The sequence below is a fragment of the Oceanobacillus sp. CAU 1775 genome, from assembly GCF_054482815.1.
Map to the genome: position 1 here is coordinate 72757 of NZ_JBTLRO010000009.1, position 16441 is coordinate 89197.

19 protein-coding genes are annotated in these 16441 nt (G+C 35.7%); 9 read left to right on the forward strand and 10 right to left on the reverse strand.

Features of this window, described 5'->3' with window-relative positions; all coding sequences use genetic code 11:
- Positions 1-6: 6 nt before the first annotated feature.
- Both murB and ACXYMZ_RS14215 read right to left on the reverse strand, forming a co-directional pair.
- On the reverse strand, positions 7-930 hold the full coding sequence (murB, locus tag ACXYMZ_RS14210; protein ID WP_458949068.1) for a UDP-N-acetylmuramate dehydrogenase: 924 nt from the start codon (positions 928-930) through the stop codon (positions 7-9).
- A 330-nt stretch (positions 931-1260) separates the two neighbouring features.
- The gene (locus tag ACXYMZ_RS14215; protein ID WP_458949069.1) at positions 1261-2061 is read right to left on the reverse strand and encodes a histidinol-phosphatase HisJ family protein; all 801 of its coding nucleotides are present in this window, start codon (positions 2059-2061) and stop codon (positions 1261-1263) included.
- 122 nt (positions 2062-2183) lie between these two features.
- Here ACXYMZ_RS14215 and hisZ point away from each other — a divergent pair, with 122 nt between their 5' ends.
- The 8 genes from hisZ to hisC are packed head-to-tail and all read left to right on the forward strand — an operon-like array spanning position 2184 to position 9108.
- The gene (gene hisZ / locus ACXYMZ_RS14220) at positions 2184-3416 is read left to right on the forward strand and encodes an ATP phosphoribosyltransferase regulatory subunit (RefSeq protein ID WP_458949070.1); all 1233 of its coding nucleotides are present in this window, start codon (positions 2184-2186) and stop codon (positions 3414-3416) included.
- Positions 3417-4046: an ATP phosphoribosyltransferase gene (hisG, locus tag ACXYMZ_RS14225; RefSeq protein ID WP_458949071.1), complete on the forward strand. Its 630-nt coding sequence runs from the start codon at positions 3417-3419 to the stop codon at positions 4044-4046. It begins immediately after the preceding gene.
- 2 nt (positions 4047-4048) lie between these two features.
- The gene (gene hisD, locus ACXYMZ_RS14230; protein ID WP_458949072.1) at positions 4049-5329 is read left to right on the forward strand and encodes a histidinol dehydrogenase; all 1281 of its coding nucleotides are present in this window, start codon (positions 4049-4051) and stop codon (positions 5327-5329) included.
- Positions 5329-5913 (forward strand): imidazoleglycerol-phosphate dehydratase HisB, encoded by a 585-nt coding sequence (gene hisB / locus ACXYMZ_RS14235; protein WP_458949073.1) that lies wholly within the window; start codon positions 5329-5331, stop codon positions 5911-5913. The genes hisD and hisB overlap by 1 nt, the downstream gene beginning before the upstream one ends.
- Positions 5914-5941: 28 nt before the next feature.
- Positions 5942-6658: a 1-(5-phosphoribosyl)-5-[(5-phosphoribosylamino)methylideneamino]imidazole-4-carboxamide isomerase gene (gene hisA, locus ACXYMZ_RS14240; RefSeq protein ID WP_458949074.1), complete on the forward strand. Its 717-nt coding sequence runs from the start codon at positions 5942-5944 to the stop codon at positions 6656-6658.
- Positions 6655-7419 carry an imidazole glycerol phosphate synthase subunit HisF gene (gene hisF / locus ACXYMZ_RS14245; RefSeq protein WP_458949075.1) on the forward strand — a complete coding sequence of 255 codons (765 nt, stop codon included), beginning with the start codon at positions 6655-6657 and terminating at the stop codon, positions 7417-7419. The genes hisA and hisF overlap by 4 nt, the downstream gene beginning before the upstream one ends.
- Positions 7419-8060 (forward strand): bifunctional phosphoribosyl-AMP cyclohydrolase/phosphoribosyl-ATP diphosphatase HisIE, encoded by a 642-nt coding sequence (hisIE, locus tag ACXYMZ_RS14250; protein ID WP_458949076.1) that lies wholly within the window; start codon positions 7419-7421, stop codon positions 8058-8060. The genes hisF and hisIE overlap by 1 nt, the downstream gene beginning before the upstream one ends.
- A complete protein-coding gene (gene hisC, locus ACXYMZ_RS14255; RefSeq protein WP_458949077.1) occupies positions 8053-9108 on the forward strand; it encodes a histidinol-phosphate transaminase in 1056 nt (351 codons plus the stop codon). The genes hisIE and hisC overlap by 8 nt, the downstream gene beginning before the upstream one ends.
- 225 nt (positions 9109-9333) lie before the next feature.
- On the opposite strand, the gene ACXYMZ_RS14260 is transcribed toward hisC, so the two are convergent.
- The 6 genes from ACXYMZ_RS14260 to ACXYMZ_RS14285 form a co-directional block, all read right to left on the reverse strand.
- Positions 9334-10269 carry an IS3 family transposase gene (locus tag ACXYMZ_RS14260; RefSeq protein WP_458949110.1) on the reverse strand — a complete coding sequence of 312 codons (936 nt, stop codon included), beginning with the start codon at positions 10267-10269 and terminating at the stop codon, positions 9334-9336.
- Positions 10206-10496 carry a helix-turn-helix domain-containing protein gene (locus ACXYMZ_RS14265; RefSeq protein ID WP_458949078.1) on the reverse strand — a complete coding sequence of 97 codons (291 nt, stop codon included), beginning with the start codon at positions 10494-10496 and terminating at the stop codon, positions 10206-10208. The genes ACXYMZ_RS14260 and ACXYMZ_RS14265 overlap by 64 nt, the downstream gene beginning before the upstream one ends.
- 183 nt (positions 10497-10679) lie before the next feature.
- A complete protein-coding gene (locus tag ACXYMZ_RS14270; RefSeq protein ID WP_458949079.1) occupies positions 10680-11390 on the reverse strand; it encodes a SurA N-terminal domain-containing protein in 711 nt (236 codons plus the stop codon).
- A 157-nt stretch (positions 11391-11547) separates the two neighbouring features.
- The gene (locus ACXYMZ_RS14275) at positions 11548-12159 is read right to left on the reverse strand and encodes a hypothetical protein (protein WP_458949080.1); all 612 of its coding nucleotides are present in this window, start codon (positions 12157-12159) and stop codon (positions 11548-11550) included.
- 73 nt (positions 12160-12232) lie between these two features.
- On the reverse strand, positions 12233-12982 hold the full coding sequence (locus tag ACXYMZ_RS14280; protein WP_458949111.1) for an aminoglycoside phosphotransferase family protein: 750 nt from the start codon (positions 12980-12982) through the stop codon (positions 12233-12235).
- A gap of 263 nt (positions 12983-13245) precedes the next feature.
- Positions 13246-13767, reverse strand: a complete 522-nt coding sequence (locus ACXYMZ_RS14285) for a hypothetical protein (RefSeq protein WP_458949081.1) — start codon at positions 13765-13767, stop codon at positions 13246-13248.
- A gap of 215 nt (positions 13768-13982) precedes the next feature.
- Between ACXYMZ_RS14285 and ACXYMZ_RS14290 the strand changes: the two genes are divergently transcribed.
- Positions 13983-14846 carry an AraC family transcriptional regulator gene (locus tag ACXYMZ_RS14290; RefSeq protein WP_458949082.1) on the forward strand — a complete coding sequence of 288 codons (864 nt, stop codon included), beginning with the start codon at positions 13983-13985 and terminating at the stop codon, positions 14844-14846.
- Positions 14847-14905: 59 nt separating this feature from the next.
- Here ACXYMZ_RS14290 and ACXYMZ_RS14295 read toward each other — a convergent pair whose 3' ends face one another.
- Positions 14906-15511 (reverse strand): hypothetical protein, encoded by a 606-nt coding sequence (locus tag ACXYMZ_RS14295; RefSeq protein ID WP_458949083.1) that lies wholly within the window; start codon positions 15509-15511, stop codon positions 14906-14908.
- A 130-nt stretch (positions 15512-15641) separates the two neighbouring features.
- The gene (locus tag ACXYMZ_RS14300; protein WP_458949084.1) at positions 15642-16346 is read right to left on the reverse strand and encodes a hypothetical protein; all 705 of its coding nucleotides are present in this window, start codon (positions 16344-16346) and stop codon (positions 15642-15644) included.
- Between the last annotated feature and the right edge of the window lie 95 nt (positions 16347-16441).

The window sequence follows — 16441 nt, forward strand, 5'->3', positions numbered from 1 at the left end:
ATATGTTTACTTTTTTATATCTTCACCAATAATTCGTACTTCACGTTCTAATGGGACGCCAAACTTTTCCGCGACCGTTTCTTGCACAAATTCAATCAGTTCAATGTAGTCATCTGCTGTCGCTTCATCTACATTCACAATAAAGCCGGCATGCTTCGTAGAAACCTGTGCTCCACCAATTTGCTTTCCTTGAAGGTCACTATCTTGTATTAATTTTCCAGCGAAATAACCTGGTGGACGTTTAAATACGCTCCCACAAGAAGGATATTCTAAAGGCTGTTTTGATTCGCGTTTATATGTTAAATCATCCATCACAGCCTTGATTGCATCATACTCCCCAACCTTTAAATCAAAAGTCGCTTCAAGTACGATATAATCATTATCTGGAATATTACTTGTCCGATAATCTAAATCAAGCTCACTTGCTTGTAAGGTAACAAGCTCGCCTTCTTTTGTACAAACGAGTGTACTTCTTAAAACATCTTTCACTTCTCCGCCATATGCACCAGCATTCATATATAATGCTCCACCTACAGAACCTGGAATGCCACAAGCAAACTCAAGACCCGTTAAGTTTTTCTCTAATGCATATCTTGAAGCATCAATAATTCTAGCTCCACTTTGGGCAACAAGCTGCTCCCCATCTGTTTGAATATCAGCTAGTTTTTGCAAATTCAAAACGATCCCACGAATTCCTCCATCTTTTACAATAAGATTCGATCCGTTGCCTAATAAGGTGAATTCGACCGTTTCGCTGTTAGCTAAACGAACGATATTTTGTACTTCTTCATAGCTTTCAGGAGTAACATAATAATCGGCATTTCCACCGAGTTTAGTGTACGTATGTTGGTGTATAGGTTCATTGGTTAAAATATTTTCAGTTGCAGTAATCGCTGATAGTTTATTATATATATGTTGATTGATAGTCATGAGAATCCTTTCCTTTATCACAAAATTACTTTTGGTAAAGCTTTTATTTTCTTAATTTCCCTTCCCATTATAGCACAGCTTTTGCAATGAAATATTCAATCCTTTAAAAACTTGGTGAAGTTTTTTACTTTGCTTGTTAAGAGGATAAACCCGCTTCAGAAATATACTACGTTTCCGTGGGCGGCTAATGAGCTACCTCAGACGCAAGCGTCCTCGGCATCTCATTAAAGCCTTACCTCCCACAGGAGTCTTCGTATATTTCCAAAGCTGATTCTAGATTTCTATTTTTTATTGGTCAAATTTTCAACAATGACTTTTTACATAATCTTATTACTTTAGCATTTTATCGATTGTGTGAAAGGTTGGTTTACCGTTTGTAAAGCTGGCGATGTAATTAAATCCTGCTTCTTTTATTTGTTTGAGCCCATCTGTAAAATTATATGCAAGTGTTTCGGGAACGTGCGAGTCTGAACCTATTGTAATTATCTCTCCCCCAGATTCCTTATAAAGTTTAAGGATATCGAAGCTAGGGAGTCCTGTTCCAAGGCCGTAGCGTATACCTGATGTATTTAGTTCAATTCCTTTTCCTGCTGGAATGATTTCTTGGAAAATCTCTCGCATTATCTCATGGAAATTTTCTTTACTTTTTTCTTTCGTATAGCGTTTGACCAAGTCAAGATGTCCAAGCACACTAAACTCTTTAAAATCCCTCACACAACTTAAAAGCTCTCTATAATAAATTTCGTAAGCTTCTTCCACTGTTTTTCCCTCAAAAAATTCACCTGAATGAAGATCCTTTTTCTCTGTCGCATGCATGGAGCAAATGACAAAGTCAAAGCTCTCTTCCTTCATTAATTGCTCATATTTCTCTAACACATGAGGTTGAACACCGATTTCCACGCCTTTTTTTATACGTATTTTATCACGATATTTATCCTGAACTTCTTTTATTTTTCTATCGTATTGTTTTAAATTAAATTCAAAAACCCACTCTTTATCAGGATAATCATAATCAATATGATCAGTGAAGCAAATTTCCTCGAGTCCAAGTTCAATTGCTTTCTCTATTGTTGCTTCCATCTTTGTATCACAATCTGCCGAAAAGTTACTGTGCATATGGTAATCAAACATTCTAGTATTCTTCCTCTCTGTTTTATCTTTTCTCAATTGACATTTAATTTGTTACTGTTTATAATACTACATAACTTCACTTTGATAAAGTGATAAAGCGATAAAGCGTCGGAGGGGTATTTATGAAAAATGAAACAGAGGGTAATCTTAATCGTGCTGTGCTTGATTTTTACTATAGAGATCAGCTGGTTTCTATAATTAAAAAAAGATTTTCTACATATAGTTACCAACAAGTCCATACCTCAACTTTTGAAGATTATGACATGTATGCATCCATTAGAAACACGGTAAATAAGGATGAAATGATTAAGGTAATTGACCAAACAGGGAAAGTGCTCGTACTTAGACCAGATGGCACTATTCCAATCACTCGGATGACGGCTCAAAATACTGATATTAATACTAGTGAACAAAGACTTTTCTATGTGCTTGATGTCTTTAGACAGACCGAAGAAAACAGTACGGATAAAGAAAGCACGCAAGCTGGTGTCGAACTTATTGGTAATAAAACGCCAGAATCAGATGCTGAAGTTATTGCGCTTGCCATTCATTCTTTGAAAGATATCGGATTCAAAAACTTTAAAATTGAAATTGGTCATGCTGGTTTTGTTAAAGAGTTAATCAAGGAAGCAGCTCTATCTGCAGATGAACTTCAACAATTACAAGCATATATTCAATCGAAAAACATCGTAGAAATGCAACCATATTTACAAACTTTAAAAATTAGTCGTGAGCTACAAAATGCATTGTATGCAATCCCACTACTATACGGGGAGCCAGAAAACGTCCTCAAGAAAACGAAAGAAATTATAAGAAATAAAAACATGCAAACTATCTTGGATAATCTGCAAGATGTAATCGAGGTTCTGAAGGATTATGAGGTTATGAATCATATTACGTTAAATCTTGGACTCATAAATAATATGGATTACTATACAGATATTATTTTCCAAGGCTTTGTCGATGAAATTGGTAAACCGGTATTAATGGGTGGTCGTTATGACAATCTAGGAGCAGTTTTAGGTAAAGATCTAGCAGCAATTGGTTTTGCTTTTGAAGTAGATATATTACTCCAAGCAATGAAGCAAGCCCAATTAACTGCTAACTCAAAGTTACCCAATGCCTTATCTCTTCAATATGAACAAGCTACGAGGAAAGAAGCTCTAAAGCTCGCAAGTGAATTAAGAGATGCCGGGTTTAATATTAGAACAGTAGATACACTAATAGATGCTAATCTAGTAAATATTCAAGTTAAAAAGGATAATCATTTACTTCGCATCAATGGAAATCTCCAACCCTTTCACTCCTTTGAGGAATTAGTAGAAATGTTAAAAGTTCAAAAGGAGGATAATTAAATGGTGAAAATAACCCTTGCAGTTGCAAAAGGAAGGCCTGCAAATGAAACAATACGGCTATTAGAAGCTGGTGGGATTCACTTCGTTGATTTTCATGAGAAAAGCCGTAAGCTGGTTTTCTATAATGAGGATCAAACAATCAAGCTTCTATTCGTTAAAGCCGTCGACGTCCCTACTTATGTAGAACGTGGTGCCGCAGATATTGGGATTGTTGGCAAAGATAACATCCTCGAGTCACAAGCTGACTTTTATGAAATGCATGATTTAAAAGTTGGTAAATGTAAAATTTCTGTCGCAGGTTATCCTGATTTTGTGATTAACCCGAATCAGAAATTGATCGTCGCAACAAAGTATCCAAACATCACGAAAAAGTACTTCAGCCAAAAAGGACAACAGATCGAGACGGTTCTCTTGAATGGTTCGGTTGAACTTGCGCCACTTATTGGTTTAGCGGATGTAATTGTCGATATCGTTGAAACAGGAAATACCCTTAGAGAGAATGGTCTCTCTGTTTTGGAAGATATTGAATCCATCAGTACGAGACTAATTGTGAATAAAGCAAGCTTCGCAACCAAAGCAAACGAAGTGCAAGCATTTATCTTAAAAATAAATGAGATATTGGAGGGCTAAATTTGAGAATATTATCTGCAGAAGAATTTTATTATGAGTGGACAAATGGAACTGAAGCAACTGACAATAATGCACAATTAGATGAAGCTGTCTTAAATATTATTCAAAATGTCCGTAAAAATAAAGACGAAGCGCTATTAAAATATACGGAAGCTTTCGATGGAGTGAAATTGGATAGTCTGTTAGTTTCTTCCGAAGAGTTTAAAGATGCGAAAGAATTTGCTGATGAATCTTTTCTCGAAGCTCTAGACGCTTCAATTAAAAATATACGAGATTTTCATGACGCTCAAAAGGAAAAGTCTTGGATGCTTCCACAAAATGACGGTAGCATGCTAGGACAGATTATTCGACCGATTGAACGTGTTGGTGTTTATGTACCAGGTGGTAAAGCTGGTTACCCTTCTACAGTACTAATGACAGTAATTCCAGCACAAATTGCTGGGGTGGAGGACATTGTGATTACAAGTCCCACTGATACTAATGGAAAAGTTAATCCCTATGTCCTGCTTGCTGCACAGAAATTAGGTGTGACGAAGGTTTATAAGGTAGGTGGTGCACAGGCGATTGCTGCATTTGCCTATGGTACAGAATCCATCAAAAAGGTAGACAAAATCGCTGGACCAGGGAATGCATATGTTGCCCGTGCAAAAAAATGGGTGTACGGAGAAGTGGGCATTGATATGATCGCTGGGCCAAGTGAAATTTGTGTAATAGCTGACGAACGAGCAAATCCTGCATTTGTCGCAGCAGATTTACTATCTCAGGCAGAGCATGACGAATCAGCTAGAGCATTTTGTATTACGACTAGCGAATCTCTCGCAAAGCAAATTCAACAAGAGGTAGAACTTCAAGCAAAAACTTTAGATAGGCATATGATTATCGATGTATCTATTCAAAATAACGGAAAGATAATACTTGCTGAAAATCTAACAGAAGCAGTAGAAATCGCCAATATTATTGCACCAGAACATTTAGAATTAATGGTTGATAAGCCGATGGAAGTACTTCCACTTGTGAAACACGCTGGATCTATTTTCTTAGGAGATTATTCGCCAGAACCTTTAGGTGACTATTTCGCAGGACCGAACCATACGCTTCCAACAAATGGAACGGCAAGGTTTGCTTCCCCACTTGGAGTTTACGACTTTATTAAACGTTCAAGCATCATTAGTTATTCCGAGCAAAGCTTTAACCAAGCTGCAGATAAAATTATTACGCTTGCAAATACAGAAGGTTTAACAGCACATGCACATTCGATTCAGATTAGAAAGGAGCAGCCATAATGCGAAAATTTTCAATTTCACGTGATACAACAGAGACTAAAATAAAATTAGACTTTGCAATTGATGGAACTGGCGAAGGAGAGATTTCTACAGGGGTTGGCTTCTTTGATCATATGCTTACGTTACTGACGAAGCACGGTCTGTTCGATATAAACGTCAGCTGTGATGGCGACCTTGAGGTTGATCAGCATCATACCGTAGAAGATATCGGGATTGCGCTCGGTCAAGCATTCCATCAAGCACTCGGAACAAAGGAAGGTATTACGAGATACGCAACCGTCACAGTTCCAATGGATGAATCACTTGCAACAGTTTCTCTTGATATTAGTGGCCGCTCTTTTCTTGTGTTTAATGTTGAGGGTTTAAAAGATAAGGTCGGTAATTTTGATACGGAGCTTGTCGAAGAATTTTTCTTGGCCTTCACAAATAATGCAAAAATTAATTTACACATCAATTTAGAATACGGTAAGAATAGTCACCATATCATCGAAGCAATTTTCAAAGCCTTTGGCCGCGCACTTGACGAAGCAACACTGATTAATCCAAGGGTTAAGGGAATCCCATCAACAAAAGGTGTATTGTAAAACTCAAATTAAATGGAGCTGATTAAATATGATACTATTTCCAGCAATTGATATTCTTAATGGAAAATGCGTTCGCCTCACACAGGGCGATTATAATAAAGAAACAATTTACCATGAAAATCCCGTAGAAGTAGCGAAAGAATGGGAAAGAAAAGGAGCTGAATTTATACATATTGTCGATTTAAATGGCGCAAAAACTGGGCAATCTATTAATCAGAGTGTCATCACAGAAATCGCCAAGAATGTGTCAATCCCCATTCAAATCGGTGGTGGAATTCGCTCATTAGAAATTATTAAAACTTACCTCGAAGCTGGAGTAAATCGTGTCATTATCGGTACCGCTGCGATTACAGATAAAGAATTTTTACGTAAGGCTGTGGATGAATTCCAGAACAAAATCGCGGTTTCCATTGACGCAAGAAATGGTTATGTCGCTACAGACGGCTGGACAAAAGACAGTACTACAAAAGCACTCGATTTAGTAAAGGAACTTGAAGAAATTGGTGTTAAAACAATTGTTTATACAGATATTTTCAAAGATGGCATGCTCGAAGGACCAAACTTCACGGAATTGCAAACCATAAATGAAGCAACGACAATCGATGTCATCGCCTCAGGTGGTGTTACAACAGAGCAGGATGTTAAAAATCTAAGAAATCTAAAAATGTATGGTGCGATTATCGGAAAAGCACTCTATGATGGCAATTTAGATTTTACTCGACTTATAGAAGGTGAAGTAAAATGACAACGAAGCGAATAATACCCTGTCTCGATATCGATAAGGGGCGAGTCGTTAAAGGAACTAAATTTGAAGATATTAAAGAAGTCGCAGATCCAGTTGAGCTTGCAAAGTTTTATAATGACATTGGTGCTGATGAACTCGTATTTTATGATATTACGGCATCAACTGAAAACAGAGGGCTCTTCCTAGACCTTGTTAAGGCTGTAGCAGAAGTAACGACAATTCCATTAACGGTTGGTGGTGGTATTCGCACAACTAGTGATATTAAAGCCGTTTTAGATGCTGGTGCTGATAAAGTTTCTATAAATAGCGCAGCGATAGAAAATCCGAATTTCATTCAAGAAGCTTCTGAAGTCTTTGGTAGTGACATTATTGTGTTTGCGATGGATGTAAAAGAAATATCGACAGGGAAATGGACCGTCCATAAAAAAGGTGGTAGAGAAGATACTGGAATCGATGCATTGGAGTGGGCAAAAAAAGCTGAGATACTTGGTGCTGGTGAAATTGTTGTGAACGTGATTGATACGGACGGAGTAAAAGGTGGTTACCAACTTAGCATCACTAAGCAAATCGCTGATGCGGTTACTATTCCAGTTGTTGCAAGTGGTGGTGCTGGTATAATGGAACACTTTAAAGAAGTACTGCTAACTACTGGCGCTAACGCTGCACTCGCTGCTTCTGTTTTTCACTTTAACGAAATTAACATTCCTGATTTAAAAAATTACCTTGCCGAAGAAAACATCAATGTTAGGAGGAACCAATGATGACAAAAAATCTTGATGAATTAAAATTTGATGACAACGGACTTCTTCCTGTCATTGTTCAAGATGCTGACACTGGAAAGGTTCTTACACTTGCCTATATGAATAAAACTTCTCTAGAAAAAACAATTGAAACGAACGAAACATGGTTCTACTCTCGCTCTCGTCAGACCTTATGGAATAAAGGCGAAACATCTGGCAATAAACAGCTTGTTAAACAAATCTCTTATGATTGTGATCAAGATGCCCTTCTTGTTCAAGTTGAGCCACTCGGACCAGCTTGTCATAAGGGTGAGGATACTTGTTTCCATGAAGTTTTGCATACGAATGAAGTCCCTACACAAGAGATTCTCCCCCAACTTGTAGGCAAAATAAAAGATAGATATGAAAATCCAGAAGAAGGTACTTATACAACTTATCTCTTTGAAAAAGGCGTCGATAAAATCTTGAAAAAAGTTGGCGAAGAAAGCAGTGAAGTTATCATTGCAGCTAAAAATAATGACCATGAAGAGCTAACAGCAGAAATTGCAGATTTAACTTATCATGTGCTAGTGCTAATGCAGGAAATAGGTGTGTCGACGAAGGACATTAAGAAAGTACTGACAGAAAGACATCTCGAAAAGGAAGGTCAAAACCGTGAATAAATTTTGGACCAGCGCTGTTAAACGCAGTGATCCTTATGTTCCTGGTGAACAATTGAACCAAAAAAACATTATAAAATTAAATACAAATGAAAATCCGTACCCTCCCTCACCAAATGTAACTGATGCAATCAAAGCGGAGGTCGATCAGCATTTAAATTTATACCCATCACCAACAGCTGATAAATTAAGAGAAGACATTGGAACATATTATGGCCTTTCTGAGGAGAATGTTTTTGTTGGAAATGGTTCGGATGAAGTATTGGCCTTTTCTTTTATGGCATTCTTTGAGCCTGGAAGAGTGATTCGCTTTCCTGAAATTTCCTATAGTTTTTATCCAGTTTATGCTAAGTTATTTGACATCCCATATGAGACAATGGAATTGAGAAATGATTTCACGATACGCCCTGAAGATTATTTTCAATCCGAGGGTGGCGTTATTTTTCCAAATCCAAATGCGCCAACAAGTCTATATTTAGAATTAGAAGCAATTCGTGCAATACTAGAAAATAATTCTGATTTGGTTGTAATTGTTGATGAGGCATATATTGATTTCGCGGAGGAATCAGCAGTCAGTTTGCTTAGCGAATATCCTAACCTATTGATTATCCAGACCTTGTCAAAATCACGTTCCCTAGCTGGGCTAAGAGTTGGCTTTGCACTTGGTTCACCAGATTTAATTGAGGCACTCATTCGCATTAAAGACTCTATCAATTCCTATACGATTGATCGCTTAGCGCTTGCTGGGGCAAGTGCAGCGATCCTGGATGTTGATTATTTTAAAGAAACAACTGAGAAAGTAATTACAACAAGAAAATGGGTCGTTGAGGAATTAAACAAACGTTCTTTTGAAGTTCTCCCATCACAAACAAACTTTTTATTGATACGCCATGAAAATGTGGCTGCTGAAGAACTTTATTTGGAGCTAAAAAACAGAAATATTCTTACACGTCATTTTAAACAGCCAAAGATTAGTGATTTTCTACGAGTCACGATTGGAACGGACGAAGAAATGGAGCTTTTCTTGGAAGTTCTAGATTCTGTATTGTGAACTTCAGCGAGTGTCTTGTGAACTTGGGCGAGTTCAATGTGAACATCGGCGAGTTGGACAGACCTCTGTCAAGTGGACACATTAATTAATTCACACCCATTTTATTTTTTCCTTGAAACCACATGATGACTTTTCAATTCTAAGGTTGGTTTTGTCAAGGGTGTTCTTTCCCTTGACAAAACCAACCTTAGAATTATGCTCTTTGGGAGTGGTTCCAAGGAAAAATCATGCTACTTCTAGTTGAAACTTACTTAAGTATTGTTGTGGTGACATTCTGAGTTTTGTTACCACGCGTTCTTTGTTATAATAAGTGATATATTCTTCGATTGCTTGGCTCGTTTCTTCGAACGTCTTGTAAGAAAACATAATTGGCATTTCTTCCTTGATGATACTGAAGAAGCTCTCTATAGGGGCATTATCCCAACAGTTTCCCCTTCGCGACATCGAAGGGGTGATATTAGATTGACCAAGTAATTGAAAATAGTCTCGGTTAGTGAATTGAGCTCCCTGATCGCTATGCAGAATGGCTCCTTTCCCTAACCCTTTTTCTTTTAGTTTTTTTACCGTGTTTAACACTAATTGCGTATTTTGCTTATTACCAAAGGTAGAAGCCAAGACTTCGCCGTTATATAAATCCTTTACGGCACATAGATACGCCCACTTCCTGTATGGCTGCGTTATGCCTATATAAGTTATATCAATAGCTAACTTTATCCGTGGTTTAGTCGCTGTAAAGTTTTGTTCCAGTAAATTGGGTGCGACTATGGCTGGATTATTATAATTTCTATATTTTCGACGAATGACGCAGTATAACCCATACTTCCTCATCACTCTAGCTACTTGTTTCTTACCAACCTTTATATTTTCTTCGTTCTCTAATATGATGCTTAACCGCTCTGCGCCAACCATTTTATAATGTTTTTCAAAGTGTTTATTTATAATTTCGAACAGCTTTTCATCCTTTACATCTTTTTGATATACGCCATCTCTTTTTTTCCACGCGTAATATCCTGAACGTGATACGCGAAATAAGCTACATAGTGTCTTGATAGGGTAATCATTGGCTAGTTTATGGATAGTTTCAAAAGCTAATTGTTTTACACGTTTCCCCCCTTCCTTAACAGCAAAAGCTTTTTTAGATACGCATTCTCCACCTTTAATAACTCATATTCCTCTTCCAGTGTGGTTTTATTAGGTCTACCTGTATTATTTTTTCGTTGATCGGAAAGGGCATCAAAACCTTCTGCCTTTACAACGTTAATCCATTTATAGATCGAACGCCTTTGGTTAATTTCTAATTTCTCCATGATAGTAGGAACACTATGACCTTCAAAATATAATTCTACAGCTTGCCTTTTTGTTCGGTTATCGTATACTTTTCTTGCCATTAAAATCTCCCCCTTGATGATTATTCTATAATGAAATTTGTGAATAAATCAAAGTGTCCATTTTAATGGCAGTATACCAAGTTTATCGTGAACTTGAGCGAGTTCACTGTGAACATGGGCTTTTACCAATTTCAAGCTTCAAAAAAATGCAGTGCTCCACAAAAAGAGCACTGCATTTCTATTTTAAATTAATGTTTCTACTTCTGCTACTTCTCTTAACTCATTCACACGTGTTTCTAGCATTTCACGTTGTTTTTCATCATTAATATTCTGTCTGATAACCTCTTCGTACTCCTCGAATTCACCGAGTTCTTCATTTTCTTCTTTTAGCAAATCATATTGCTCTTGGACTTCTTCATCCGTAACTTCTACATCAAATTCAGTTTCGATATACTTTAATGTAACTAAATCATTCGTTAACTGTTCTCTAAAGTCTTCTTCCGAAAGGTTATTTTGCTCAAGCATCGTTGCGAGTGCTTCTTCCCCATTTTCTTCAACGATTGTATCAATCTGTGCTTGCGTTTCTTCTTCAGTAACCTCGATACCTTGTTCTGTTGCATCTTGACGAATCAATTCTTGTTCAACTAAAATCGCAATCGTTTCACTCTTTAGCATTTCGAGATCGCTTGTATCTTGTCCATACATATGAAGCATTGTTTTTAATTGTTGGTAAATATTATTATATTTATCTCCAAGAATCTCCGTGCCATTTACACTAACGACAGCTGATTCTTCGTCGGCTTTTTCATCTTCTGTAATCTCAAATTCTGGTTGGGCTTGTTCTTCTCCCGCAACATTTTCATCTTCATTTACCTCATCTGCCTCATCATCACTACATGCAACTAAAAACAGAGCTAGAAGAATTACTGCGATAAGCATTAATTGCTTTTTCATTTCTAAGTTCCCTCATTTCTTTTCAATCTTTCTCTAGTTAAACACAAATTAGCCGTCTAATTCAACCTTGTGAGAATAATATCATGAATTTTGTGAGGAAATGTTAATAGATTGTGAAAAGGGGAACAAGGATTTTCTTGTCTCTACTTAGCCAAATTTAATTTTTATCTTCTATCTCTATTTTTAATAAAAAGACCATGCTATCTTGTTTAATCATTCTATTTACATCATCTTCATCTTGGTAATCAACCATACGCATGGAATTTCCTTCACTTTCTCTATATACTGCTAAAATTTTTGTTTCGCCTATCTCTAAATCTATTTTTTTATCACCAATAGCACTTTCCCAAGAGGCAAATCTATCTGTCTGTTCTGGCATGTCAATTGTTTTTGAATGCATACTTACACTTGGTCCATATAGGAAAACGGAAGCATTATCTGAATTTGGGTTAATTACCCCAAAACCTAAATTCCCCTTGTCAACTTCATCTGGGCTGTCCCCATAGTATAACCGTATTAATGGTTCAGAATCTTTTTCTCCATATACATATCTTTCCACCCAAAGGTTCACCCACTTCCTGTCGGCCTCTTGTAACATGAAATCAAAATCAAATAATATTCCTAATGCTAATTCGTCAAAGGTTTTTACATATTCTGAATCAGAATTGGCTGAAATAGTGGCTGGTTTATCGCTCGCGTTTGTACACCCAGCACTTAATATCAATGTTAAAATTAAAATAAACCAAACAATAAAGAAATTGTTTTTCAATAAATTCACCCCTTTACATATATCAATTCAATAAGAATGAGTGCTAATCTTTTCTAGGTAAGGATTCATACTCTTAAGCAAAATCATTAACAATCTTCAATAGTCGCTCAGAACTCTCCGTTGAAACTGCCTCAGCTAATCTGGCTCCAGCAATAATCGGAGCCCACTGAAATACATCAGATTTTGATAGCCCACTCTTCTCACAATAAATTCGTAAGTATGTTTCAGCTAATTCAAATGATATTTGGGAATACAAAAGATAAGTTCGATAAACATCAGCACGAATATCTCCTGCACTTGCGTCTACCCAATCTATTATTACCACATGGTTATCAGTCCTAATTAAGTTGAATAAATGAAAATCGCCATGACAGAGCCTATAATCATAACTCATAGAATTCATTTTATTTATTAGATTAGCTTTTTGTTTATAATCTAATTGAGTGCTATTCTCTATTTGTCGCGATAGCTTTTCAACCATTGATTCCATTTCTCGGGTATTAGGCATAATACGATGAATCTTCATTTGCACATCGACAGATATATCTAAGTAATATTCAGCTTTTTCTTTATCCTTGAGCATTAATTCTCCCAATGTTTCTCCCTGGATATATTCCATTATAATCGCTTGCTCTCCATCTATCTTAGTGACATCAAAGACTTTAGGTACTGGAAGTCCACTTGCATAGGCATATCTTTGCTTGTTTGCCTCATATTCAGATTCTGTATCAGGTAAGTAATCGTTAAAAACTTTGATTATTTTATTGTCAGAAAGATAGATAGTTGCTGTATTTCCTTTTGCTATAAGATGATTTAAATTCATCATACCCTCCATGATTATTAAATATATTCTTCCTAAATATTAAATTAAAAGCTTGTCAGTTACTCTTCCCTTTTGTAAAAAGATGCTGATAAAAATATAGATATTCCTATCAAAGTAAATGCAATTGATTGGGAAAGATCTTTAAAGGAAAAACCTGTTGAAAGTTCTTCTATAAAAAAGTAAATCCCTAATAATATTAAAAAACTTCCTAGGACAATATTAATCTTCCTAATAAAATATAATTTTTCCACTATATCACGCCTTTACTCTCCAATAAATATCTTAATCTCATCTTGATTCTCCCGAACTAACTCATTCAAATGTTTATTTGCTTGTTCATCAAATTCTTCAACGTTCTCAATCGGGACATCTATGACTTCTTGGATATAAGCATTTATATATGCGCCTGTTTCAGAAGTTAATTCAATGTACTTTTGATGAAATTCTTCTGGTGACATACCGAGCTTTTTAGCTTGTGATTCAGCAAATTCACTGGTCGATATTGCAGACTGACTTTCTATATCTTTAGAAGGATAGACACCTAATGTAAAAGCCATTTCCTCAATCTCTTCAGAAACATCAATATTCATTTTCTTTGCTTCTTGAACGACTAGTTTTGCTTTTACAGTTCCGTCAATCATATTCAGTACTTCTTCATCTGGGTATAATAGGCGCAATTCACCAATTGTTATCTCCTCTCCCCTAACAATTGCAGCAGTATCTTCATCATCATATTTAGATAAATCGGAGCATCCCGTTAAAAGGAATAAAATCATAACTATCATAGAAAATAATAATCTATTCAACAATCTTACATCCTTTCTGTTTACTAAACTACCTAAATTCACTATCTATATACTTCAATAAAAAGGGTGCGTTCTCCTTCTTAAGAAGGGTAATATATAACTTAGGATGTTGACTATACGATAATTTTTTAGAAAACATGTCGAGTTTTATTAATTTTATTTTGCTATTATGAATGCATGAAAGGAGGGATATATTGCTAAAGGAATTGAACGAAGTAATTGAGTTTATTGAAGCAAATTTAGCGGACGATCTATCTCTTCAAAAAATCTCTGATTATGCTGGGGTTTCTGATTATCATTTAAGAACCGTATTTTTTCATCTTTCAGGGATGACTTTAAATGAATATGTGAAAAACAGAAAATTGTCAGAAGCAAACAAGGATTTATTGAACGGAGAAAAAGTAACAGAGGTTGCTTTTAAATATGGCTATCAATCGTTAGATGGTTTTACGAGAGCATTTAAAAAATGGAGCGGCTTCTTGCCATCAGAAGTAACAAAAACAGGTATCAGCAAAACATTTCCAAAGCTGACCTTTGTCATAACAGTTAAAGGAGGAACAACAATGGAATTTAGAATCGAAGAAAAACCAACATTTCATTTAGTCGGTGTTAGTAAACGGGTACCAATGCAATTTGAAGGTGTAAATAACGAAATTGTAGCGCTTGCTAAAAGTATCACGGAAGAACAAAGAAAAGAAATGCGCGCTATTCAAAACTTAGAACCAAAGCAAATCGTAAATGCTTCTTATAATGCTGATGCAGGTTTCCTAAAAGAAGAGGGAAATTTAACTCACATGATAGGTGTATTAACGACAGAAGATCAGATTAGTGATTCATTAGATAAAGTGTCAGTCGAAGCAGGTACTTGGGCAGTTTTCCCAAATAAAGGGCCATTCCCGACTACACTACAAGACACAATGGCGCGGACTTATTCTGAATGGCTTCCTGCTTCCGATTACGAAATCATTACAGCTCCAACATTTTCATTCACAAAAATGGATGAAAATAAAGACGGCTATGCTTATAGTGAGATTTGGATTCCTGTACGAAAAAAATAATTAACAAAACGCATAGCTATCCGTGTCATTTTGTACAGGTAGCTATGGGTTTCATTACACTACTTAACAAAGACAGCTTTAAATAAATAAACGACATCATATTCTTCCAACTTATCTATATTAGCTTCTGGATCGTCATAGAAGTCAGTTGAAAGGGACGACATCCTCCCATACTCATCTTGGGTATAACAAATATGGGCTAACAGCAATTCATCATCATCTATAGAAAGCTCACCAGGGAAATTCCCCCACACACTTGCCATATTACTCAATTCAATTGAATTTGTATCATAATTACTTAATGATCCTGTGGTACCATTACTACCTACTCCAATATTAAATGTATGTTGTTTACCTGTATTCATGGTTTTAGGTATAGTAATAATAATGGAACCATTTTCATCTATCTGCGATGTTAGTTCATTTAATAGCTCATCAATTAATTCACCAGATTCATATTTCTCAATCCACACCGATACTATTTCATATTCCCCGTCTGTCTCAAAATCAAATATAAATGCTTTATCCGTAGTAGTTGAAAGTATAGAGTCTTCTCTGTCTGTTAATTCAGCAAGAGAAATAGTATTGTTACTTGAATTGTTAGTACAAGCACTTAAAACAATTAAAAATAAAACTAATAATATATTTACGAATATTTTATTCACTTTTTTTACTCCTCAACATTTTCTTGATGTGCTCATTTAAAGTATATGAATTACTTATGATCAACAAGAGTAAGTGGTTATACTTATTTTAAAATATCTCGTTTTTACTTTTTACACTCTTAAATTCACTCTAAAATCTCGTTTCCAAATCCACTTCAATACACTCAAATTCATTACTTGAAAAGAGTGCATCCATTAACGCTTTGTTTCCACCCACAATGGTAAAATCCGCATCATAATTTGTATACAAGCACCAACTCTTATCTTCTGACCACCAATACGTTGGAGAGCCAATTTCATAATGATCCCCTATATCATACATAGATAATACATCATCAAGTTTCCCGTAGTATAAAAGTCCATGTTCGTACTCTAGAAAGTCAGGAAACTGATCGATAATTTTTAAAAATTCGTATTGGAAATAGCATTGTTCATGATTAGTAAATGACTTTAATAAAGACACCAATTCACGAAGGGTGTTTTTATCTGTACTACCTTCCTCGCCTAAAATGAGATAGCGTGGGTATCCTCCTATAGCTTTTGCAAGTGTTAAACTACTTATTTCTTTTGTATAATCTAAGTTATACTTTTCAGCTAATGATTTAAAAGTTAATCTCTCTCCATGATTAAAAACTATATGATTATCATTCGTAGGAAGCCCAATTTGACTATATAAAATCGATTCATCTTTAATATTTTTATCACGATAAATAGGGTGTAAAATTTTACAATAGAAATCATATCTATTAGGTAAGTGGTTTGAAACTTTATAACTGCCTTCATGATTTAAATCAAAAGATACGGTCTCTTCTTTAATCCAATTGAATTCACTCATATTTTCTAGCCTTATCAATTTTCTCACACACCTTTCCAACGATTACGTAGATTAAAAAGAGTAATTACTTCTCAAAAAAATATATCTCTAGTTTA